16 protein-coding genes and 1 pseudogene are annotated in these 22333 nt (G+C 56.8%); all 17 read right to left on the bottom strand.

Features of this window, described 5'->3' with window-relative positions; genetic code table 11:
* Nucleotides 1-58 precede the first annotated feature (58 nt).
* A pseudogene (locus tag AB9L16_RS13850) lies at nucleotides 59-327 on the bottom strand (DUF2790 domain-containing protein).
* Between the two features lie 270 nt (nucleotides 328-597).
* On the bottom strand, nucleotides 598-1569 hold the full coding sequence (locus AB9L16_RS13845; RefSeq protein ID WP_165368421.1) for a tetratricopeptide repeat protein: 972 nt from the start codon (nucleotides 1567-1569) through the stop codon (nucleotides 598-600).
* A gap of 96 nt (nucleotides 1570-1665) precedes the next feature.
* Nucleotides 1666-2664, bottom strand: a complete 999-nt coding sequence (locus tag AB9L16_RS13840; protein ID WP_375122249.1) for a tetratricopeptide repeat protein — start codon at nucleotides 2662-2664, stop codon at nucleotides 1666-1668.
* Nucleotides 2665-2680: 16 nt separating this feature from the next.
* A complete protein-coding gene (locus AB9L16_RS13835; RefSeq protein WP_375122248.1) occupies nucleotides 2681-6208 on the bottom strand; it encodes a LysM domain-containing protein in 3528 nt (1175 codons plus the stop codon).
* Nucleotides 6209-6236: 28 nt separating this feature from the next.
* The gene (locus tag AB9L16_RS13830) at nucleotides 6237-7094 is read right to left on the bottom strand and encodes a DUF4123 domain-containing protein (RefSeq protein WP_375122247.1); all 858 of its coding nucleotides are present in this window, start codon (nucleotides 7092-7094) and stop codon (nucleotides 6237-6239) included.
* A complete protein-coding gene (locus AB9L16_RS13825) occupies nucleotides 7085-9133 on the bottom strand; it encodes a type VI secretion system tip protein VgrG (RefSeq protein ID WP_375122246.1) in 2049 nt (682 codons plus the stop codon). Before AB9L16_RS13825 ends, AB9L16_RS13830 begins: the two co-directional genes overlap by 10 nt.
* Nucleotides 9134-9408: 275 nt before the next feature.
* Nucleotides 9409-9996 carry a lipoprotein gene (locus AB9L16_RS13820; RefSeq protein WP_041480414.1) on the bottom strand — a complete coding sequence of 196 codons (588 nt, stop codon included), beginning with the start codon at nucleotides 9994-9996 and terminating at the stop codon, nucleotides 9409-9411.
* A 77-nt stretch (nucleotides 9997-10073) separates the two neighbouring features.
* Nucleotides 10074-11012: a carbohydrate kinase gene (locus AB9L16_RS13815; protein ID WP_056789741.1), complete on the bottom strand. Its 939-nt coding sequence runs from the start codon at nucleotides 11010-11012 to the stop codon at nucleotides 10074-10076.
* 13 nt (nucleotides 11013-11025) lie between these two features.
* On the bottom strand, nucleotides 11026-12522 hold the full coding sequence (xylB, locus tag AB9L16_RS13810) for a xylulokinase (RefSeq protein ID WP_375122245.1): 1497 nt from the start codon (nucleotides 12520-12522) through the stop codon (nucleotides 11026-11028).
* 204 nt (nucleotides 12523-12726) lie between these two features.
* Nucleotides 12727-14199 carry a mannitol dehydrogenase family protein gene (locus tag AB9L16_RS13805; protein WP_375122244.1) on the bottom strand — a complete coding sequence of 491 codons (1473 nt, stop codon included), beginning with the start codon at nucleotides 14197-14199 and terminating at the stop codon, nucleotides 12727-12729.
* A 15-nt stretch (nucleotides 14200-14214) separates the two neighbouring features.
* Nucleotides 14215-15318, bottom strand: a complete 1104-nt coding sequence (locus tag AB9L16_RS13800) for an ABC transporter ATP-binding protein (RefSeq protein WP_110600423.1) — start codon at nucleotides 15316-15318, stop codon at nucleotides 14215-14217.
* Nucleotides 15319-15482: 164 nt separating this feature from the next.
* Complete coding sequence (locus AB9L16_RS13795) at nucleotides 15483-16313, bottom strand: carbohydrate ABC transporter permease (protein WP_016774872.1); 831 nt, start codon at nucleotides 16311-16313, stop codon at nucleotides 15483-15485.
* 8 nt (nucleotides 16314-16321) lie between these two features.
* Entirely contained in the window at nucleotides 16322-17248 is a 927-nt protein-coding gene (locus tag AB9L16_RS13790) for a carbohydrate ABC transporter permease (protein WP_041480415.1), read from the bottom strand.
* Between the two features lie 156 nt (nucleotides 17249-17404).
* Nucleotides 17405-18715, bottom strand: coding sequence for a sugar ABC transporter substrate-binding protein (locus tag AB9L16_RS13785; RefSeq protein ID WP_056789755.1), 1311 nt, complete (start codon nucleotides 18713-18715; stop codon nucleotides 17405-17407).
* Nucleotides 18716-19057: 342 nt separating this feature from the next.
* Nucleotides 19058-19963, bottom strand: a complete 906-nt coding sequence (locus AB9L16_RS13780) for an AraC family transcriptional regulator (protein WP_056789758.1) — start codon at nucleotides 19961-19963, stop codon at nucleotides 19058-19060.
* Between the two features lie 88 nt (nucleotides 19964-20051).
* Nucleotides 20052-20915: a phospholipase gene (locus tag AB9L16_RS13775; protein WP_375122243.1), complete on the bottom strand. Its 864-nt coding sequence runs from the start codon at nucleotides 20913-20915 to the stop codon at nucleotides 20052-20054.
* A gap of 106 nt (nucleotides 20916-21021) precedes the next feature.
* Nucleotides 21022-22326, bottom strand: a complete 1305-nt coding sequence (locus AB9L16_RS13770; RefSeq protein WP_150740921.1) for a glycosyltransferase — start codon at nucleotides 22324-22326, stop codon at nucleotides 21022-21024.
* Between the last annotated feature and the right edge of the window lie 7 nt (nucleotides 22327-22333).

Below are 22333 nucleotides of genomic sequence, written 5' to 3'. Positions count from 1 at the left end.
AGCATAACCGCCGAAGCCACCCCAAGCCTATGGCCAACCGGAAAATCAGAAGCGTCTGTCAGTTCTGTTGACTGCAAGCGTCAGATAATTTCCTGTAACTGATTTGTGCGGCTTGCCGGTGTTGTCGATGTATTTCATGTCGGCGGTGATGACTTTGCATTCCGAGGTCGGCGGCTCGGTTAGCGAAAGCACCTTTGCCACGTGGAGAGGCATGCCGTATTGGTAGGGTGTTTGATTCGATGTGGCGGAGGTGACGTTGGCTTGGGCCAGTGCGGCGTATGAGCTGCAGGCGAGGGTGGCAGTGAGCAGGAAGGGACGAATGTTCATGAGAGGACTCCAGCCTAACGGATAGGCGCCCGGCACGAAGCCGGGCGAGCCTGCCGCACTGGGCGTCAGCGGGGGAGAGCTGAGGGTGTGCGGTGATATGGAGTCTCTGACTGTGGCGTTAAGGCTGAGTTAACCGATGTGAACATGAGCTGAGTTATTTACGGTTGCTTTTCCCTTGTCTCGGGCATTTGTCGTTTGCGATATGAATCATTAGGGTACGGGCTTTGACGTGCTCAAAAAAAATTAATGATAAGGCTGTACTGCTAAATTTCAGTACCCTAACTTATCTGGAAAAAACGAGAGCGGTGGGTGAGTGGCCTTCCACGTTTTTGCGAGTTCTTTTGCTTTTTTTAATTGCTCTTTTGACAGGTTTTTTTCTATGTCAGGTAATGTGTCATTGACATCTCGTGTTACGTTACCTCCGCCATTAAGCTCCAGCAGATTTGAAAGTAGAGCAAAGGACTTAATTGGGTCGAATGCGAAACCGTACTTGGAGTTTTCTTCACCTATGTAGGATGCATATCCAAATACACCTTCTACATAGCTTGAGTCGGCGGCTTTCTCGTTCCAGAATCTGAACGAGGCTAGATCATTTTTTTCTATCATGATTGCGGCTAACCCCATCATTGCGAGTGGATAACCATTTTCAGCGGACGCCTTCATCCATCGTTCGATAGCTTGTTTGCGCCTTGAGGGTAGTAAAAATGAGCCATTCCCTTCTTGGTACTTCGTCGCCAGACGGAACTGAGCAAATGCGAATCCGTTCTCTGCGGATTTCTCCAACCATTCATCGTTGCCCGTCATTTCATATAACAAGTACATCGATTCGCTATCTCCCTGCTTTGCTCGTTCAACGGCAAGGCTTTTAGCTTTAATCACCCAGCTGCTGGCAGAATCTTCACCTGGAGGACAGTTTTTCATGGTCGTACACAAATCTTCTCCAATCCTTCCAAGGCGAATCATGGCGTAGATGTTCCCCTTTTTTGCGGAGCTTTCGTATGCTTTTTTAGCCTCCGGAGTCATGTGACGGTTGTTTTTTCTTAGCGCTTCACCGAGATAATAAAGTGCTTCATCGTCACCGCCGTCGGCTGCTATTTGTAATGGTTCAATTGCGGAGATGGCTTTGTATTGATTGTATAGTTCAATGCCCTTGATCTTCGCCTGAGATTGTTCGTTTGTAAGCGCGTTTGACTGGGCTGATACTAGGCTTAAAAATGTTAACGCAGTTGCCAGCAGTTTCATTGAAATCTTTGCCTAATCATGTGGAGTCGTTCATCAAGGGCAAGGGCGATAATTCATCGGGATGAAATCTCGGGTGCGGACCACCTAAAAATATACTCAATTACTCAGCTTGTCGGGGAAGAAAGACAGCGGTGGGTGAGTGGTTTTCCATTGTTCAGCGACGGCTCTCGAGCTTTCTATTTGTTCAACTGTCATTTTGCTTGCAATTTCTTCAAGTGTGTCGTGTACAAAGTCTTGAATAGCGCCCCCACCATCCAGCTCTTTCAGCAGGCTAATCAGTGCATAACCTTTAACTAGGTCCAGTGGGTAGCCCACTTGGTCAGGCGCGTGTGCGATAAAAGAGCCATAACTGCTAATGGCTTTCTGGTCCCCCGTTTCAGCTGCTGCCTGAAGCCAATGGCGGACACCCTCAAGATCGCCCTTTTTATAGAGAATCTCAATGTAGTCCATCATTGCTTTGGGATTGCCTCCTTCAGAGGCAGCTTTCAACCATTTACTAATGGCCTCATCACGTTTTCCAGGTACAAGAAAAAACCCCTCACCTTGTCGATCACCGACGGCCATCCAATATTGAGCGAGCGCATAACCTGCGTCTGCAGATTTTTCTAACCAAGTACGATCAAAAGTTATTTCATACATTAAGTATAGGGACTCAGGGTTGCCTGTCCCTGCGTCCTTCATAGCTTGATGTTTTGCTTGATCCAACCATTTGGAGCTCGATCTCTTGCTGGCGGGGCAATTATCCATTTTTTTACAAAGATCATCATTTTGACGACCTAATTGAATCATTGCGTATATGGATCCATTGTTAGCGGCTGTTTCATACCAGAAGTGCGCTTCGGGCGTCATATATCGATTTCGCTTTCGAAGAGCTTCACCTAAGTAATATTGTGATTCTATATCTCCGGCTTCGGCTTCCTTTTTTAATTGCGGAATGGCATGGTCGATTTTTAGTTGGTTGTAAAGGACGATTCCAGAGGTTTGTTTTGTGCCTCCCTGATTTTGCAAGATGGAGGCGTGCGTTTCCGCAGCCCAAGTCGGAGAGCAAATGAAGGTCAGGATAAGCAGGGCGCGAAATGCCTGGAGGATAGTCATTTTTTTTGCTGTACCATTAGTAATTGTTTAAAAGCGGCGTTGCGCCGCTGCTGGAGTAATTTGGGAGGGGGATAAAGTTTTTTTGGCAATAATCTGAAAGGTTTGCGCCAAGCAATTTTACATGGTTTTTGTAGCGGCTCCGCGCGCTGTTGCTTTGTTTGTCCAGCAAATTCTGAGCGCCTTCTGCCATAAAGCTATCTAGAGCAAATCTATTCTTACAGTAATCCTGTTCAGAGTCGGTAGATTTGATACCGAACTCATTCATCGACATACACGCCAATTCAAATTGGCTTTGTGCTTTGTCAATAGTGTTGTTTTTTTGCGCGTTTTTTACGATCCAACCTAGAATCTGTTCAATCGCCTTCTGCTGGAGTGCATGAGCTTCCGATTGTGAATATGTCCGTTTAGCACCTTCACTGTTGATAGAGAAGAGTTCAGGGGGACTGATTAGCGTCCTAAGCAGAGGGCCTAGTGCGCTAGGGATTGCGTTTACAAACCAATCCTCTAGTTCATTCTGGTTGCCGTATTCCACAATCGCGTCAGCTATAGGACCCCCTTTACCGCTACGAGTCAAAGCCTCATAAAGACCCATCACAACATCCCAACGCATCATGTACGCCATTGCTACATTCAATCCAGCAGCGCCCAAAGCGTTAAGTGCTGAAGCATATTCACTCGCTTCAGGATCCATCCACTCAACTTTACGGCCTTTGGTTTTATGCAGCTCTTTGCGATACAAGTTAATTAGATCAACCACCGCCTCATAACCGACTTCAAATTTGAAACTACCACTAGCACCCGGTCCAAGCACTACCGCTGCCTTTAAGTTAAGAATGAACCGGCCTTTATCCAGGGAGATCTGAGCGTTCCCTTGGAATCCTGCGCCTAATGCGACTCCGACGGAGCCGCTCAATTTCGCGAGTGTCAGCCAAGGGTTAGCGCTTTTTGCATCTTTTGCGCTGCCCATTCCCATTGATGGGGCCGTGCGTAAGGCGACGAGTTCTTTTGGCGGCGCCCAGTTTAGTGCTCCAGTGAGCTCAATAGCGGCTTGCAAACCGCCGAAGACGTTGAAGCTTGCCTTCGCGCCATTTTCGATTTGAACATTGGCGAGGCGACCATTCGACATTTGACCTGTGCTCAGGGTGCCCGTAGCGGTGGGGGCTTTTGATTGATGGACGAGATCTGGAGTAGAACTATCGCCGCCGCTGTCGGCTTTTGCTTGCTTGGCGGCTGCGTGATCGGCGCGTTCCTGTTTGGCTGAGGCATCTTCACGCTGGGCGCGTTTGACCGGGCTCAGTGAGGCACCGTACTTGACGTTACCGAAGATAGGGCTCAGCTCGACGCTGCCGGCAAGCAGCAGGGACGCTCCAGCATAGCCCCACGCCTTCACGCCAAAGTGGAAGGAGAATCGCCCAAAATTCATTTTTTGGGGGTTACCGTCCAGCAAATAGTCGAGTGTGATTTCTGGTGCGCTTGCCTGGGAGGGCATGTCCACCTTCATCAGCTGCACTTCGCCTCGGGCCAAGTCCAGACTTAGCCCCACTGCCGCCGAAACCTGCCAGCCTTCGGCAGCGGAAATTTTCGGACCTTCGAGTTTGACATCCCCGTGAATGTTTGGTTGAGGAGGTGTCAGGCAGCGGACGAATTGTGCTTGCGGACTATTGTCGAAAAGCCTGACCTTGCCGCGAACACTGTTTTTGAAAACAAGTTGCTGGAGATGCTCGCCCCAATTGGTTAGCGCGGCATCATCCTCCAGATCCTTGACTTCATAGCCCTGTTTTTTGATATAGGCGTAGAAATCCTTAGCGATAAACCAGCCTTTTTTATCGAAGCAGTCGCCGACTTGATCGCTGAATTTTACCGCGCCCTGAGCCAACAGCCATTGGCGGAACGAACTGAATTCACTGTTTTTATCAGACCCTTCCGTGGCATTTGCGGGGGGGCTCTTAAATGCCTTGGTTACAGAGCCGGGGACTTTTTTGAAGTCCTCTGCCATTATTTTTTTTGCATCTTTCAGGTTCGACATACTGAACCAGCCCAAGGGAGTGCCCTTGGCGTCCGAAAGACTGACTTCGCGCAGAGGAAAGCCCGGTTTAACCATACGATCTACTGGCTTGGGCTGGAACGCTTCCGGTTCCCAAATCAAATAGCGGCCAGGTTTCGCTGCATTGACATTGTTCTGGGCAGTTCTCTGGAGGTCATCCTTGATTTGTTGCAGACGATCCCATTCTGCACGCTCCGCATCCACCAAGCCTGCGGGTGCCTGCGCATTCTGGCCAGTCGCTTCGATCCAGCGTTTGTATTTATCCTGAAGCCGTGCGGTAACTTCCGACTGTTTTTTTTCTGTATCAAGATACAGTTTGAATTGCTCGATGCCTGATGCGAGTCCGTCGTTTATCAGGGCGAATTCAGGAAGCGCGATTCCATAATCTGACGCTTTCATTATGGATTCTGTGTATGCATGGTAATCAAGCGCATCGGCGTTTTTGTGTAGCGTGTAAGCGTACCCAACAAGGTCGGCTGTACAATCATTCATTCCGCTGCACAGACTGTCATAACTTTTTTTCTGCTCGGCTAAAGCCTTGGCAACCTCCTCAGCCGATACAGGCTTGAAGTCTTTGCTGTTCAGAAATTTGGTGCGTGCCTCAAGGTACGCCTGAACACGGGCGCGGGCTTCGATGGCTTCCTTGGAATACAACGACCCACTTTCGTAGGTATAGCCTTGCAGTTTTGCAGCCGCTATTGCGTCTTTTTTAAGCGCCTTGAACTCAGCCCGACGGTTGTGGAAATCGACAAACTGCTGGCGAACGCTCTCGCGAGCGTCATTATCGGCTGTCATTTGATCCATACGGGATCGAGCAGTGTCCTCCTGTAAAAGGGAGGACGGAGCAGGCGCCGCGCTTTTCAGACCAGCTTCATACTGTCTTTGCTTAGCCGTAGCAGGGTCAATGTCGATTTCATCCCCTAACGCTTCAAGCTCCTCCATGCGCGTACGCTGCGGACCCGTGAGAAAGTTGCTCAACTTTGGCTCAAGGAAAGACTCAAGCAAGCCTGACTCCTGAAGTCCGTTCAGGCGTTCATCACGAGGCTTGTTCGGCGCGATCATCTTCTCCAATGCGAACATCGATTCTTTGATGGACGACACGGCGCGCTCAGGGAGCAGCCAAAATTCTTGCTCTTCGGTGGCATAAATCGCACTTGCAAACTTTTTCGAGCAGGGAGGCGCGTGCGGTTTGAAAGTCTTTGAGCTCTGATCAGGGGTATCTTTGACAGGCTCCAGTTCAACCAGATCCTCCGCAGAGCACTGAGTTGCGGCTTCCGGGGTAGTTTGCGCAGGCGGTTGAGCCGCGGCAGGTGTCTGAGCGGCAGGCGCAGCAGGCGTTAGTGCGCTTTTCGGAACGCTCAGGTTCCATCCGACTTTGACGTTATCCGGGTTGGTGATGAAGGGGTTCATCTGACGAAGTTGCGCCACAGTAGTGTTGTAGCGCGTAGCAATCTGACCCAGAGTTTCGCCGGGCATCACAGCGTGATTTGTAATTTCCATGGTGATTCCGTTCTGTTGTCGCGTCGCCTTAGTGTTGGGCAACGGCGGCTGATTCCAGGAGCCGATCTACTTTGATAAACGACTCGTCCTTTGATTGCAGGATCGCCATGATCCCAAGCTGGGTCTCGAACAGCGGACCGTTCACGACATGGCCAAGCTTGAGCAGGTGATCGCCATCATAAATGTTGTTTTTGAGCAACATGTCGAGGTTGTCCGCGATGTCATTCAAGCGGTCATCGTCTGGCTCATTGAATGCTGCGTATTCCTCATCGATCCAGTACATCCAGCCCAGACGCGCTTGTACTTTCGCGGCCGCCTCGGGCAGATTGAACGCCGCTCTGTCACCGTCCCACGTTGATTGATCGGTGGCCTTCCAGGTGAGCCATCGCCCACGCTCTTGACCGAAATGAATTGGCGCCGGGCTGTAGACCGCATCCCAGCAGCCTAGTAACTGATCGAATGCTTTATCGGCGGTGTAGGCCAGCGCAGCCCATAGACTCGGCTTGTGGAAACTCAGCAGACTTTGGCCACCTGAACCATCGTTTGCCTTAAGCAGCCAGCGCGCATGAGCCAGAGCTTTTCCAGGATCCCGGGTTGAGATTGCGATTCCCGAAAAGCGTTCCTCACATAGTTCCACAGCGACCTTTGCCACTTTGCCGCCCTTTGGGGCCACCAGCCACAATGGCTCGTCAGGAATCCCTGCAAGGTCTGTCCCTACAAACAGACCTTGAGCGACGACGGGTTCGCCTAATCGATAAAGACGGCCTAAAGCGTCAGGCTGGAGCCCTTGGTCAATGATGAAACACAGCGACTCGCTGGTAGCGGGCAAGTCAGAAAAGTTGTAACGAGGCTCGGCGAGGAGAGCGCTCAGCGCTTTTACATGCATGTGCAATCCTTACGGCTGCAAGCGCCGTTACTCTGTTTTCCACACAGCGGGGTAATACCTGACTCATTAAGACGGGCAGGGAGCGGTGCTTTCCCCGCCTTATCCGCATCCACAACCTTCATCGGCCCCGGCAACAACGGCGCCGCCGGCGTGCCCACCCCGGGCGAGCCGCCGGTATTCACCTTCACCTCAGCCCCGCTGATGGTCACGCCACCTGCATCGACCTTGACGAAGCTGCCGCCAGCCTTGGCGGTCAGTTCCATGGCGCCTTCGACCACGACTCTCTGGCCGGCGTAATAATGGATTTCGTTGCCGGCCTCAACAAACTGCCCAGTCCCAACCTTCACATGCTGCGTCACACCCACCGTCAGGTGATCATCCGCGCGCATTTCGCTGATGCGGTCCAGATGGGTGATCCGGTGCTCTTCAACCTTGAATTCGCTAAGCACATTGGCTTCAACAGTGTCATGCCGTTCGTTGCCGACGCGGATTTTCTGGTCGTGTTCGATGTTTTCGTCCCAGTCGCGCTGGGCGTGGATGTAGATCTGTTCGGCGCCTTTTTTGTCTTCGATGCGGAATTCGTTGTAGCCCTTGCCGCCCGGGGAGCTGAGGGTTTTGAAGGTGCTGCGGGTTTTGTTGGCCGGCAGGTCGTAGGGGACGACGTTTTCCTTGTGGTACAGGCAGCCGGTGACGAGGGGCTGGTCGGGGTCGCCTTCGAGGAAGGTGACGAGGACTTCCATGCCGATGCGCGGGATGGCGATGCCGCCGTAGGCTGCGCCGGCCCAGCCGCTGGTGACGCGCATCCAGCAGGTGGTTTTATCGTCGGACTGGCCGTCGCGGTCCCAGTGGAATTGGACTTTGATGCGGCCGTATTGATCGCAGTGGATTTCTTCACCGGCAGGACCCGTGACGACGGCGGTCTGGCTGCCGAGGACTTTCGGTTTCGGATGTTCGAGGGCAGGGCGGTAGTGCGCGTCCCACGGGGTGGCGAGGAAGCTGTTGCGGTAGCCCTGGTGGAAATCGCTCTTGTTATCGGTGACGTCGCTGGTGACGTTTTCGCCGAGCACTTGCGGCTGTTTGCCTTCGTGGAAGACTTCCAGCAGCAGCCACAGGTCGTTCCACTCGGCGCGCGGGTGTTCGGCGAGCGTGAGGAAGTGGCCGCTGGTGAGGGTCGGTTCGTCACCTTTGCCTTCGGCGAGTTTGTAGTCGCTGCGATGGCGCTCGAGGGCGCGGGTCGAGAGGAACTTGCCGCGCTCGCGGGTGGTGAAGCGGCCGGGGTAATCGTAGTCTTCCAGGTCCGGGGCGAATTCGGATTTGACCGCGGCTTCGGGCAGCAGCTTGGGTTTTTCGAAATCGTAGTCGCGGCGGCTGACGCGGGTGGTGCGGGTTTCCAGGCGCAGGTTGAAGCGCTTGATCACCGGCTTCTCGGCGGCCATGCCGGAGTCCTGCTGGTAGCTGACCGGTTTCAGTTTGCGGAACACCGTCTGATCGTCGCCGAACACCAGTTTGTGGCCGCTGCTGCTGTGCTGGAAGTGGAAGTGAATGCCTTCCTCTTCGCACAGACGCTGGATGAAGTGCAGGTCGGACTCGTCGTATTGCACGCAATAATCGCGTTCCGGATACTCGGCGCCGAGCTGGAAGCTGTAGGCGTCGGAGAGAATGCCGCGATCTTCCAGCACTTGGGCGATGATTTTCGGCACCGTCAGTTGCTGGAAGATCTGCTGATCATGGTTGTGCTGCAGATAGGCCAGTTGTGGCATCAGGCTGATGCTGTAGCGGGTCAGGGTCTTGCCGGAGTCGCCCTGCTCGATGCGATAGACCTGGCCGTGAATCTTGCCTTCTCCGGTGGCGCCGAAGGTCAGGCAGGCGCGCTTGTGCAGTAGCTCTTCGAGCTTCAGGTCGGGGCGGGCGCTGACCAGTTCGAGGTCGAAACGGAACGGTTCGTTGAGGGCTTCGCGACCGGTGAAGCTGAGGACTTGCAGGTCGGCGTTGGCGTCTTCGATCGAGAGGGTGATGTGGGTTGCATTGGCGTCCAGCATGCCTTGAATTCCGTCCGTTGAATAAGCAGGTGATGGATGTTGCAGGATTAGACGGCCTCATTCAAGGCGCAAATGGCGTAGGTGTGGGGCGTCAGTGCCATAGGGAAAACCCTTAGGAGGGCGGTTTGGGTCAGTGAAATCGGGCCTTTCATAGACTTTGATGGTGTTTGAGAGATTGCCATCGCGGGCAAGCCCGCTCCCACAGGTTTCTCGGGTGTACACAAAATCGGCGTTCACTAAGGTCTTGTGGGAGCGAGCCTGCTCGCGAAGGGCTTCTACAACCAATGCCAGAACCGGCTCCAGAACCCGCGATTGAGGTCTTCCTTGCAGCCGGCATATTGCTGCGCATACAGATCCGAACGGTTCTGCACCTTGCGCGCGGTCGGCGGTAGCCAGGCTTTGCTCGCGTAGGTCTTGTTGCGGAAGCCGCCCCAGCCTTCGTGGTAGTTCAGGTATTGGTTATAGGCGTCGTATTTGTACACGCCGTTGATCGAGGTGGTCTTGTCCATGTACCAGCCGACGAAGTCGATGGCGTCGTCGAAGTCTTCGCGATCGGCCCAGTTGCGGCCGGTGCTTTTCTGGTAGTCGGCCCAGACTTCATCCTTGGCCTGCGCATAACCGGAAGCGGTTGAGACGCGGCCCCAAGGAATCACCCAGAGCAGGTATTTGCGCGGCGTCTTGGCGTCGTAGCGGTAGCCGGATTCCTGATACATGATCGCGAACGGCACCTGGATCGGCACGCCCCAGCGTTTCTGCGTGACTTGCGCAGCGTCGTACCAATCGCTTTTCTCGCGGAAGATTGCGCAGATGTCTTCCGGGGAGCGGGGCGGCGAGGTGCCGCAACCGCTCAGCAGGGTGGCCATGGTCAGGAGGGCGAGGATGTGCCTGTGATTCAAGAGCTGTTTTCCGTCGTGCGCAAAAAGGCCGACAGTCTACGCGCTCAGCTCAATTGATGACGATAGGGCAGATCCGGACCGGTTTTGCTGCAGGTCAGTGCGGCGGCTTGTACGGCGAACCTGAGCATGCCGTCGATTTGCTCTCGACTGAGCTGCTGGACGCCTTCGACCGAGTCCAGCGAATGTTCGGTCAGCCAGGTGATCAGCGCGGCCTGGAAGGTGTCGCCGGCGCCTACCGTATCGGCGATCTGAACCTGATTGGCCGGCACCGACCACGAGCCATGGGTGCGACTGAACACCGTTGCGCCGTCGCCACCGCGTGTCAGGAACACGATCTGGCAGCGATGCTCGAGCCAGCTTTCAATAACATGCTGCGGATCCTGCTCGGGATAGAGCAGGCTCAGATCCTCGTCGCTGACTTTGATCAGATCGGCCAGTCGTACCAGCGTGGCGATGCGTTCGCGCCATAGCTCGATGTTCGGCTCGGGATTGAGGCGCACGTTGGGGTCGAGGCTGATCAGGCGTTTGCCGCTTTCGCGTTGGACCAGTTTCAGCAACGTGTCGCCAATCGGCTGCACCACCAGCGAAAACGAGCCGATGTGCAGGCCGCGCACCTCGTCGCCAAGTGTCGGCAGATGCGCCTCGCTCAGTTGCCGGTCGGCACAGCCTTCGCCACGGAAGCTGTAGTGCGGTGAGCCATTGGCGCCTACCGCGACCATCGCCAGGGTGGTCGGCGCGGCAAAATCCACCAGATAGTCCGGGCGCACGCCTTCGTCCTGCAGCACTCGCTGCAAACGGCGGCCGAGGTAGTCGGTGGACAGCCCACCGAAGAGCGCCGAGTCCACGCCCAAACGCCGCAAACCTACGGCAACGTTGAACGGCGAGCCGCCGGCAATCGCCTTGAAATTGACTTTCGAGGCCAGACCGCTGGCATCGTTTTCGCTGAAGAAATCAAACAGGGCTTCGCCACACACCAGGTACATAGTTGTTTGCTCGTTATAGGGTTGCGACATGCTGTTGATAGCGTTCATAGGCCTGCTGGAACGCCGCGACATTGGCGGCGATCGGCAGGGTTTCGCTGCCTGCGTCGAGTTTCACGCAGCGCTCGCACAGCTCGGCCAGGGAGACATCATCGCCGTGAGAGCGCGACGCGCACCACGCCGCTTGAATCGCCGCACCCAGTGCGGCGGCTTCGCTTTGTTCGGTGCAGATGACCGGGGCGTTCATGATATCGGCGACGATCTGTCGCCACACCGCGCTCTTCGAGCCGCCGCCGATCAGGCAGATGCGCCGGCTTTGTAAACCATTCTGGCGGAGCAAATCCAGCCCGTAGCGCAAACCGAAGGTGGTGCCTTCGACGGTCGCGCGGCACAGATTGGCCTGGGTCAGGTTGTCCATGGTCAGCCCGTGCAGGCTGCCGGTGGCGTGGGGCAGGGCGGGAACGCGCTCACCGTTGAGAAACGGCAGCATACTCACGCCTTCGGCACCGATGGGCGACTGCGCGACCAGTTCGTTGAAGGTCGGCAGATCGAGCTTGAACAGTTCGCGAATCGCACCGGTGGCGTTGGTCAAATTCATGGTGCAGATCAGCGGCAGCCAGCCGCCGCTGGAGGAGCAGAATGTGGCAACCGAGGCATCGGCGCTGACGTTCGGCTCCTCCGAATAGGCGTAGACCGTGCCGGACGAACCGAGGCTCATGGTGATCGCGCCGGGCTGAATATTGCCGGTACCAATGGCGCCCATCATGTTGTCGCCACCGCCGCTGGAAACCACCGCGTTGGGGTTGATGCCGAGTTGCTCGGCGATTGCCGGCAGGAGGGTGCCGACGGCGGCGTGCGCGTCGATCAGCTCCGGCAGCGCGGCTTGCAAACGGCCGCTGGCGTCGATGTCGCGCAGGATCTGTACATCCCATTGCCGCGTGCGCACGTTGAAATAGCCGGTGCCGGAGGCATCGCCGTATTCGCTGCAGGCGCGGCCGGTGAGCCAGTAATTGAGGTAGTCGTGGGGCAAAAGGATTCGGGCGATGCGTGAGAACACGTCGGGATGCTGCTCTTTGGTCCAGAGCAGTTTCGACACCGTGTAGCCCGGCGCAATGACCACGCCGAGGCGTTCCAGCGAACCTTGCTCGCCGCCCATTTGCGCGAGCAAGCGCTCGTTTTCCGGCGTGGTTTCGGTGTCGCACCAGAGTTTGGCCGGACGCAGCACTGCGCCTTGCTCATCGAGCATGACCAGGCCGTGTTGCTGGCCGGAAACGCCAACGCCGAGGATCGCCTGGCCGTCTACGTTCGCCGCTTGCAAGGCCTGGCGGGTGGCGCTGACGAACGCGTCGAGCCACTGTTGAACGTCTTGTTCGCGGCGGCCGTTGGCGCCACTGATCATCGTGTGCGGCGCTGCGCCCAGACCGAGCACCTGGCCGCTGCCGGCATCGAGGATGATCGCTTTGGTGCCTTGGGTGCCGCAGTCAATACCCAGGAAGAGCTTTGTTGTTGTCATGTATGGGCCTGTCAGATTGCGCTGAAGATCAAGAGCTACCCCCTCACCCCAGCCCTCTCCCCCACGGGGGCGAGGGGGAAAGGGAGCAGATTTTCATGCCTTTCACACTCTGTATTCGACTCGGAATTTCAGGTCGATGAATAACGGAAGAACCACGCGGTCGGTTCCCTCTCCCTCCGGGAGAGGGCTAGGGTGAGGGGCTTTTCAGCCGAGCACCCGTTCCAGAGTCCGCGAAACCCCAACCTCGCGCAAACTCTGGCAGCACCACTCGAATGCCGCAACAAACTCCGCCGACTTCGGTATCGCTGTGCCGAAAATCTCCTCCACGCCCAACAGGCGCTCGGTGATCAACTCATCGTCCGCCACCAATCCCTGGCAGAAAGCCGCTCGCGGGTCCGGAATCGAATACGTATCGCCATTCTCATCCACGCCCTTCAAATACAACGCCCACGCCGCGACGACCAGCGCCGCGCGTTTGGTCTCGCGGCCATCGGCGATCAGCCGATTGATCGTCGGCACGGTGAACTTGGGAAACTTCGATGAGCCATCCGAACACACGCGCTCCAACTGATCGGCAATCGCCTGATTGGAAAACCGCGCCACCAGCGTGTCCTTGTATTCGCTCAGATCAATGCCCGGCACCGGCGCCAGTTGCGGCGTGACATCCAGGTCCATGTAGGCGCGCATGTAACGCACGAACAGCGGATCGTTCATGGTCTCGTGGACGAAGCGATAACCCTTGAGGAAACCCAGATAGGTGAGCGCCAGGTGACTGCCGTTGAGCAGTTTGATCTTCATCTCTTCGTACGGCGACACATCGTCGGTGAACTGCACGCCGACCTTTTCCCATGCCGGGCGGCCGTTGACGAATTTGTCTTCCAGCACCCACTGAACAAACGGTTCGCAGACCACCGGCCAGGCATCGTCGACGCCGTGTTTGTCGGCCAGTTGCAGGCGATGCGCGGTGCTGGTCATCGGTGTGATGCGATCGACCATGGCGTTGGGGAAACTGACGTTCTGGTCGATCCAGTCGCGCAGATCCGGATCACGCAGGGCGGCGAAAGCCAGCAGCGCCTTACGGGCGACGGCGCCGTTGTGCGGCAGGTTATCGCAGGACATCACAGTAAATGCCGGAACGCCCGCCGCACGCCGTTTGGCCAACGCGGCGCAGAGGAAACCGAACACGGTGCCCGGCGCCTCGGGATGGGCGAGGTCGTGTTGAATCTGCGGCAGATGCGCCATGAATTCGCCGTTGCTGTCGTCGATGCAGTAACCGCCCTCGGTGATGGTTAGCGAAACGATACGGATCTGCGGTTCGGCGAGTTTGTCGATCAGTGCTTGCGCGCCATCTTCGGCCAGCAGCATGTCGCGGATCGCGCCGATGACGCGCACTTCTGTGTCATCGCTGTCGCCCAGTTCAAAAAGGGTGAACAGGTAATCCTGCTCGCGCAGATCATCGCGGGCGCGGCGGTCTTCCGGGCGCAGGCCGACGCCACAGATTGCCCAGTCCAGCGCTTCGCCAGTGTTCATCAAGGCATCGGTGTAATACGCCTGATGCGCACGATGGAAACCACCGACGCCGATGTGGGCGATGCCCTGGCGTGTGTCGCCGAGGTCGTAGCCCGGCAGCTGCACTTGGGCGGCGAGGCGATTGAGGTTCTGTTGGTTGAGTTTCATCGGATAGTCTCGAAATCAGGCCGCAGCACGCAGCGGGCGGGTGAGCGCCACACCTTCGGCATCGAACAGATGGCAGTGGGTCGGGTCCAGACGCAGGCTCAATTGCTCGCCGTAACGGCTGGCCAGATCGCCGCGCACGCGCATGGTCAGGGCTTCGCCAGCGCTGGTGGTGACGTGGCAGAAGGTGTCGCTGCCGAGGCGTTCGCTGACGTCGGCAGTCACCTGCAACGTGCAATCGCCGGGTTGCGCCAGCTCCAGGTGTTCGGGGCGAATGCCCAACGTCACTGCGCCTCCGACACTGAGGTTGGCGGCGTTGAACGGCAGGGTGATGCGCGTGCCGGCGTCCAGCGAAACTTCGCAGCTGGCGCCGTCGATGCGGGCAATCTTGCCTTTGAGGAAACCCATTTTCGGCGTGCCGAGAAAGCCTGCGACAAACAGGTTCGCCGGGTTGTGATAGAGGTCCAGCGGCGAGCCGACCTGCTCGATCCTGCCGCCATTGAGCACCACGACTTTGTCGGCCATGGTCATCGCTTCGACCTGATCGTGGGTCACATAGATCATCGTCGCTTGCAGGTCTTTATGCAGGCGCAGCAGTTCCAGCCGCATCTGCACGCGCAACGCCGCGTCGAGGTTGGACAGCGGTTCATCGAAGAGGAAAATCTTCGGGTTGCGCACGATGGCGCGGCCGATCGCCACGCGCTGACGCTGACCGCCGGACAGCTGTTTGGGTTTGCGCTCGAGCATCGGCCCGAGTTCAAGAATGCGTGCCGCTTCGCCGACCTTGCGCTCGACTTCGGCTTTCGGCACGCCGGCCAGATCGAGGGCGAACGACATGTTCTTTTTCACCGTCATGTGCGGGTACAGCGCGTAGGTCTGGAACACCATCGCCAGATCGCGCTTGGCCGGGCTGACTTCGGTGATATCGCGGCCATCGAGTTCGATAGTGCCGCCGCTGACCTCTTCCAGCCCGGCGATCAAGCGCAGCAGGGTGGATTTGCCGCAGCCCGACGGGCCGACGAAGACTACGAATTCCTTGTCGTTCACTTCAAGGTCAATGCCCTTGATTATGGAAAAGCCTTCGAAGCCTTTTTGCAGATTCTTGATTTTCAGGTTGGCCATGAGATGGGCCTCCGCAATTTATTATTGGGTTAAACCAGATCGGCTTTTCTGTGGGAGCGAGCCTGCTCGCGAAGGGGCCGTGTCAGTCGACATCAGGGTTGAATGACACTCCGCTTTCGCGAGCAGGCTCGCTCCCACAGGGGATAGGGTTGGATTCGGGATGTTCATTTCACGGCGCCGAAGGAGAGGCCGCGCACCAGTTGCTTCTGGCTGATCCAGCCAAAGATCAGAATCGGCGCACAGGCCAGGGTCGATACGGCCGACAACTTGGCCCAGAACAGCCCTTCGGGACTTGAATACGAGGCGATCAACGCGGTCAGCGGTGCGGCATTCGATGAGGTCAGGTTCAGCGACCAGAACGCCTCGTTCCAGCACAGGATCAGCGACAGCAGCACGGTCGAGGCGAGGCCGCCCTTGGCGATCGGCAGCAGCACGCGGACCATTTCCTGCCACAGCGTCGCACCGTCGAGGCGGGCGGCTTCGAGGATGTCTTTGGGAATGTCCTTGAAGTAGGTGTAAACCATCCAGACCACGATCGGCAGGTTGATCAGCGTGTAGATCACGATCAGCGCGATGCGCGTGTCGAGCAGGCCGAAGCTCTTGGCCAGCAGGTAGATCGGCATCAGCACGCCCACCGGCGGCAGCATCTTGGTCGAGAGCATCCACAGCAGCGTGCCTTTGGTGCGCTGGGTTTCATAGAACGCCATCGAGTACGCCGCCGGTACCGCGATCAACAGACACAGGGCGGTGGCGCTGAAGGAGATCACCACCGAGTTCCAGGCGAAGCTGAAGTAGTCGCTGCGCTCGTTGATGTGCAGGTAGTTCTCCAGCGTTGGCGTGAAGATGAACTGCGGCGGCGTGGCGAAAGCGTCGATTTCGCTCTTGAAACTGGTCATCACCATCCAGAAGATCGGGAAGAAAATCACGATCGCGATGGCCCAGGCCAGCGTGCCGAGCAGCAGGCTTTGCAGGCGGCGGGATTGTTGGAGCGTCATGGCAGGCCTCACGCTTTGTCAGTCAGGTTTTTGCCGATCATTCGCACCAGAATGATCGCGGCGATGTTGGCGATGACCACGGCAATCAGACCGCCCGCCGAGGCCATGCCGACGTCGAACTGCACCAGCGCCTGGTTGTAGATCAGGTAGGCGAGGTTGGTCGAGGCGTAGCCGGGGCCACCGTTGGTGGTGGTGAAGATTTCGGCGAACACCGAGAGCAGGAAGATTGTTTCGATCATCACCACCACGGCAATCGGCCGCGCCAGGTGCGGCAGGGTCAAGTGCCAGAAAATCGCGATCGGGCCGGCGCCGTCCAGGCGCGCGGCTTCTTTCTGTTCCTGATCCAGCGATTGCATCGCGGTCATCAGAATCAGGATCGCGAAGGGCAGCCATTGCCACGAAACAATGATGATGATCGACAGCAGCGGGTAGTGCGCCAGCCAGTCCACCGGTTGAGCACCGAACAGCTTCCAGATGTAGGCGAGGATCCCCGAGACCGGGTGGAAAATCAGGTTTTTCCAGATCAACGCGCCGACGGTGGGCATGATGAAAAACGGCGAGATCAGCATCACCCGCACCAGGCCGCGACCAAGGAATTCGCTGGCCTCCAGCAACGCGCTGATCAACACACCGAAGACCACGCTGATCAGCAACACGCTGCCAACCAGCAGCAATGTATTGGTCGCGCCGGGCATGAAACCCGAATCAGTGAGGAAGTAAGTGAAGTTCTCCAGCCCGACGAATTCGTTTTCGCCGGGGTAGAGCAGGTTGTAGCGGATCATCGAAAAGTACAGGGTCATGCCCAGCGGCACGATCATCCACAGCAGCAACAGCGCCACCGAAGGACTGACCAGAAACCAGCCGGGATTGCGCACGCGCAGCTTGCGCTGCGGTGGCGACAGGTCGATGTGGGCTTTGGCAGTTGAAGTATTCATGGCATTCACAACCGAGTCATACAGACCTATGGAGATCCCCATGTGGGAGCGAGCCTGCTCGCGAAAGCGCTGGGTCAGTGTCATGTGTGTTGGCTGACACGACGCCTTCGCGAGCAGGCTCGCTCCCACAAGAGGCAGGAGCAAGGCATTCAGCGGTTACTTGGGATAACCCGCGCGCTTCATCTCGCGTTCCGTGGTCTGCTGCGCCGCCGCCAGCGCCTGATCCACCGTGGTCTGGCCGATCAGCGCTGCCGAGAACAGCTTGCCGACCTGGGTGCCGACTGCCTGGAATTCAGGAATGGTCACCAGTTGAATGCCGATGTACGGCACCGGTTTCAGCGTCGGTTTGCTCGGGTCAGCGGCTTTCAGCGATTCCAGCGTCACTTTGGCAAACGGCGCGGCGCTCATGTAAGCATCGCTGTAGGTCGAAGCGCGGGTGCCCGGCGGCACGTTGGCGATGCCATCGGTCTTGGCAACCAGTTCGCCGTACTCTTTGGACGTGGCCCAGGCGCTGAAGGTTTTTGCTGCGTCCTTGGCCTTGGAGCTGGTCGGAATCGCCAGCGCCCACGAATACAGCCACGCCGAGCCTTTATCCGTGACTTGATGCGGAGCGAAGGTGAAACCGACGTGATCGGCGACCTTGCTCTGGGTCTTGTCGGTGACGAACGAACCAGCGACGCTGGCGTCGACCCAGATCGCACATTTGCCGCTGTTGAACAGGGCGAGGTTTTCATTGAAACCGTTGCTGGATGCGCCCGGCGGGCCGGATTTCTTCATGGTGTTGACGTAGAAATTCAGCGCGTTTTTCCACTCCGGGCCGCTGAATTCCGGTTTCCATTGCTCATCGAACCAGCGCGCGCCATAAGCATTGGCGACCGTGGTGACCAGCGCCATATTCTCGCCCCAGCCGGCCTTGCCGCGCAGGCAGATGCCGTACTGCTCTTTGTCTTTGTGGGTGAGCTTTTCGGCAAACCCGGCGATCTCTTCCCAGGTCGGCCGCTCCGGCATGGTCAGCCCGGCTTCCTTGAACAGGTCGGTGCGGTAATAGGTGATCGAACTCTCCGCGTAAAACGGCAGCGCATACAGCGAACCCTTCACCGACAGGCCTTCGCGCACCGACGGAAAGACATCGTCGAGGGCGTAACTGGCCGGCAGGTCCTTCATCGGCTCCAGCCAACCCTTGCCGCCCCAGAGTGCGGCTTCGTACATGCCGATGGTCAACACGTCGAACTGGCCGCCCTGAGTGGCGATGTCGGTGGTCAGGCGCTGACGCAGGACGTTTTCTTCCAGCACCACCCAATTGAGCTTGATGTCCGGATGCTCGCTCTCGAAGGTTTTCGAGAGTTTCTGCATGCGGATCATGTCGCTGTTGTTGACGGTGGCGATGGTCAGGGTCTGGGCGCCAAGGCTGACGCTGCTGAGGGTCATGCAGGTGAGAGCGAGCAGAGCTTTTGCAGTGGGTTGCATCGTGCACTCCTTTTCTGACACCCGACGGGGCAGAAGGACAGTTATTGTTTTTGTGTCTTCCGAATGCAGGAAGAATCTGCGCTGATTACAGCCTTCCACGGCGGAGCTGACAAATCATCCCTAGCACTTTTGTTGATACTTTTTTGCACTGGGGTTTGGGCGGGGGAACGCAGGGAAGGGGTTTTGCGCGAGGGGGCGTTAGCGAATGCGTACAGATTTCGCCAGCCGGGGCACGGTTTTTTGTGGGAGCGAGCCTGCGCGCGAAGATGGTGTGTCAGCCACAGGATTTTTCAATGACAGACCGCTTTCGCGAGCAGGCTCGCTCCCACAGGTGGCGTGTCGTCAGAGATGGTTCTGTTCTGTCAGCCGTTGCACCGCCAGCCGTCGATAGTGCGACGGCGTCATGCCCTTGAGTTGCTGGAAGCGTCGATTGAAGTTGGAAATATTGTTGAAGCCCGACTCGAAGCACACCTCGGTCACCGGTTTGTCACCATCGGCCAGCAGCTCACAGGATTTGCTGATGCGCAGGCGATTGACGAATTCGATGAAGTTGCGCCCGGTGGCCTGTTTGAATACCCGGCTGAAATAGGTCGGTGTCATGCCCAGGTGCTCGGCCACTTCTTCCAGTGAGATGTCCCGCGCGTAGTGGCTGAAGATGTAGTCGACCGCGCGGTTGGTGCGGTCGATGTTGTGTTCGTCGGCCAGTTGCGGCGTGGTGGCGCCGGACAACAACTGGAAGTCATCACTGGCCGCGAGCAACTCCATCAGGATGAAAAAGTGCCCGAGGCGAGTGATGCCGGTACTGTCGGCGATCCGCTGCATCAGTGTCATGGCCTGACGGATCGTGCGCTTGCAACGAAATTCGATGCCGTACTGCGCACGCTCAAGCAGTGGCGCCAGGGATTTCAGCTCAGCGAACACCTGGTGCCCGCTCTCGAACAATTCGTCGGTGAAGTTGACCAGCATGTCGCGCTTCTCCACCACTTCATCCTCGGCGACCTGGCTGATCCAGTTGTGCGGCAGGTTGGGACCGGTCAAAAACAAAGTCTCTGGATAGAAGTTGCCGATGTAATCGCCGATGAACACCTTGCCGGAGCTGGCCACGATCAGGTGCAGCTCGTACTCCTTGTGGAAATGCCAGCGCACCAGCGGGCAGGGGAAGCCGTGCTGGCGGTAGATGATGGACAAACCGTTATGGTCGTCCATCAATTCGTAGGAAGGGTCGGTCACGCGAGCGGTTCGGGTCATGACGGGGCACTTTTTTATTATCGCTGCGCGATCATGCCTCGTTTTTTGCCATTTGTGCCACTTCCGACCGGCCGTCCGTGGTGACCGCTCAGCTGAGCTTGTCGCGCGCCTTTTGCAGGTTGGCCATTTGGCAGAAACGCACGATGTTGGAATTTTTGATGAAGTCGAAATTGATAATGTTGCACTTGCGCGCCCAATCGGATTTTTCCGGGTCGAACCACTCGTCAAGACTGTCGAGGATCCGCTGTGGGCCGCCGAGTGTGTAACTGGTTGCCGACAGCGACCATGGGCGAAGCGTACTGACAGGTGTGCTCAGTACGTTGTCTATATAGCCATAAAGATCCGAGGTGCTGACCTGTGATTTGCCGATCCACTTGTGATTGATTGGTCTGTAGAAACGAAAGTCTTCGCTTTCCCAGGTCATCGGCGCGGCCACCATAATGCGTTGCAATGGATTGATGGCTTTGAGTTGGCCAATTGTCAGATGCAGATTGTCGGTGGGAATGATCCGTTCCCCAAGGTGCTCCAGCAAAGCTGTTTTGAATTCCTCATGGTTGAATGGGTCTGTAGCGTTGGAAAGTTCATGAAAGTCCAGAACGATAAACTCGTTCGGGCTTCTTTCATAAAACCCCTTTACGTCCCTGATCAGGTCTTCAAGCGTTCGCGAAGAGTTGAATCCATTGTGCTGGAAACGGAATCTCGCCAGTTGTTTCGCCTTGCTGTTGTAAACAAGGCGTACATCAAGTGCGCGAGCGCCGCGATTCAACTGCGAATAAAACGAAACGTCCTGGCAGGCAAGCCAGTTTTTCCCGGGAATAAGGGCGTAAGACGCTTCCCAGTCACAACCGGCGTTATGCGCGCCGGGCAGGGTCATTTCAAATAACGAAAGATTATCGATTTGTGGTGAATAAGCCATCCATTGATGGGTTGGTATATCGTCGAAGTTTTCCATGTTGCACATCCTGCGAAGTGGTTAGTAGTTGCGCGCAGGATGTTTATAAGCATGTTCGTGTTATTGCGAAAGTTGGCTTTTAATGCAAGTCATGTAATTGATGCAATCAGCGCTCTGTTGGGCTCAATTGGTTTTTGGCTTCGATCCATTGAGCCATGTATTGAGTGCTTTTGAGTGTGTGATGTCGCAACATGGCGCCGGTGAAGTTGTCGTTTCTAAGTTGTGCCAAGTGTTGTCGGCAATCATCTATCCGGTTGATCAGACGCGGGCCATGTACGCTGCGCTGATAACGCTGCTGCAAAAGTGCCGAAGCCTGAATCTGCGCCTGCTGCCAGCGCGCCGGATTTTCGTACAGTTGCACCGCCTGTTCGGCAAAGGTGTTTGCGTCGAGGGCGACGGCTCCCGGCCACGGAGCATCGCCGTGCATGGCTTCAGCGCCAATCGGTGTGGTCACGCTTGGCGTGCCACAGAGCATGGCATCGAGCAGTTTGCCCTTGATTCCCGCGCCGAAGCGCAATGGCGCAAGGCAGACTCGTGCTGCCGACATCACTTCAAGTGCATCTTCGGCCCAGTCCATGATGTGAAAGCCTTGGGCCGGGTTGTGCAGTGCGGTGGCTTTGGGCGGTGTATAGGCGCCATAGATATGCAGTTGCGCGCGAGGCAAGCGCGCGCGGATCAGCGGCCAGAGGGTGGTCTTCATCCAGAGCACGGCATCCCAGTTCGGCGCGTGACGGAAGTTGCCAATGCTGAGGAAATGCTCCCGCTCTTCGAAACCTGGCGGGGCGGTGTCCGGAAGATCAATCATCAACGGACACCAATGCAGGATTTGCCGAGGCAGGCCAAATTCCTCCACCAGCAGGTCGATCTCGACTTCGGAAATCATCAGGTTCAAGTCGCAGCGATACAGCGCAGCGATTTCCCGTTTGGCCAGATCGGTGCCGGCCATCAACTGGAATTCTTCGGGCAATGCCGGTGCAAACAGCCCGGTGAAATCAGTCTGCTCGTCGTTGCTTTTCAGCCGGTCTTTCAGGCGCTGATGACGCGCATGCCGCAGGCTTTGCAGGTCGGAAGTTTCCAGGAGGCGCAGGGCGTCCGGACAGTGTTTCTCCACCCGCCAGCCAAACTGTTCTTCCATCATGAACTGATCGAACAGCACGATATCCGGCGCCAACTCGCTGATGAACGTGTCGAAACTGCTGTTGTTGAGCTCGATCGATACTTCGCGAATGCCCAGCGCCGTCAGATCAGCCTTGTGTTCACCCGGGCCGGCCGGGCTGCTGAAAGTGATGTCCCATCCCTGATCGAGAAATGTCTCGAGGATCTGCATGACATGCCCGCTGGCCGCCGATGAGCGCGGTTCTGGCCAGACGTAGCCGATGACCAGAACTTTGGTGGTACGCGAATGGCTCACGACTGAT

Origin of the sequence: Pseudomonas sp. LW8, from assembly GCF_041956865.1 — a bacterium.
GTDB lineage: Bacteria > Pseudomonadota > Gammaproteobacteria > Pseudomonadales > Pseudomonadaceae > Aquipseudomonas > Aquipseudomonas siliginis.
The sequence above is the reverse complement of the archived record's forward strand: the minus strand, read 5'-3'. Positions and strand labels throughout refer to the sequence as shown.

Excerpts from the sequence above, each read along its gene's own strand:
- AB9L16_RS13845 (WP_165368421.1), bottom strand. The coding sequence starts at position 1,569 with ATGAAACTGCTGGCAACTGCGTTAACATTTTTAAGCCTAGTATCAGCC.
- AB9L16_RS13840 (WP_375122249.1), bottom strand. The coding sequence starts at position 2,664 with ATGACTATCCTCCAGGCATTTCGCGCCCTGCTTATCCTGACCTTCATT.
- AB9L16_RS13835 (WP_375122248.1), bottom strand. The coding sequence starts at position 6,208 with ATGGAAATTACAAATCACGCTGTGATGCCCGGCGAAACTCTGGGTCAG.
- AB9L16_RS13830 (WP_375122247.1), bottom strand. The coding sequence starts at position 7,094 with ATGCATGTAAAAGCGCTGAGCGCTCTCCTCGCCGAGCCTCGTTACAAC.
- AB9L16_RS13825 (WP_375122246.1), bottom strand. The coding sequence starts at position 9,133 with ATGCTGGACGCCAATGCAACCCACATCACCCTCTCGATCGAAGACGCC.
- AB9L16_RS13820 (WP_041480414.1), bottom strand. The coding sequence starts at position 9,996 with ATGGCCACCCTGCTGAGCGGTTGCGGCACCTCGCCGCCCCGCTCCCCG.
- AB9L16_RS13815 (WP_056789741.1), bottom strand. The coding sequence starts at position 11,012 with ATGTACCTGGTGTGTGGCGAAGCCCTGTTTGATTTCTTCAGCGAAAAC.
- xylB (WP_375122245.1), bottom strand. The coding sequence starts at position 12,522 with ATGACAACAACAAAGCTCTTCCTGGGTATTGACTGCGGCACCCAAGGC.
- AB9L16_RS13805 (WP_375122244.1), bottom strand. The coding sequence starts at position 14,199 with ATGAAACTCAACCAACAGAACCTCAATCGCCTCGCCGCCCAAGTGCAG.
- AB9L16_RS13800 (WP_110600423.1), bottom strand. The coding sequence starts at position 15,318 with ATGGCCAACCTGAAAATCAAGAATCTGCAAAAAGGCTTCGAAGGCTTT.
- AB9L16_RS13795 (WP_016774872.1), bottom strand. The coding sequence starts at position 16,313 with ATGACGCTCCAACAATCCCGCCGCCTGCAAAGCCTGCTGCTCGGCACG.
- AB9L16_RS13790 (WP_041480415.1), bottom strand. The coding sequence starts at position 17,248 with ATGAATACTTCAACTGCCAAAGCCCACATCGACCTGTCGCCACCGCAG.
- AB9L16_RS13785 (WP_056789755.1), bottom strand. The coding sequence starts at position 18,715 with ATGCAACCCACTGCAAAAGCTCTGCTCGCTCTCACCTGCATGACCCTC.
- AB9L16_RS13780 (WP_056789758.1), bottom strand. The coding sequence starts at position 19,963 with ATGACCCGAACCGCTCGCGTGACCGACCCTTCCTACGAATTGATGGAC.
- AB9L16_RS13775 (WP_375122243.1), bottom strand. The coding sequence starts at position 20,915 with ATGGAAAACTTCGACGATATACCAACCCATCAATGGATGGCTTATTCA.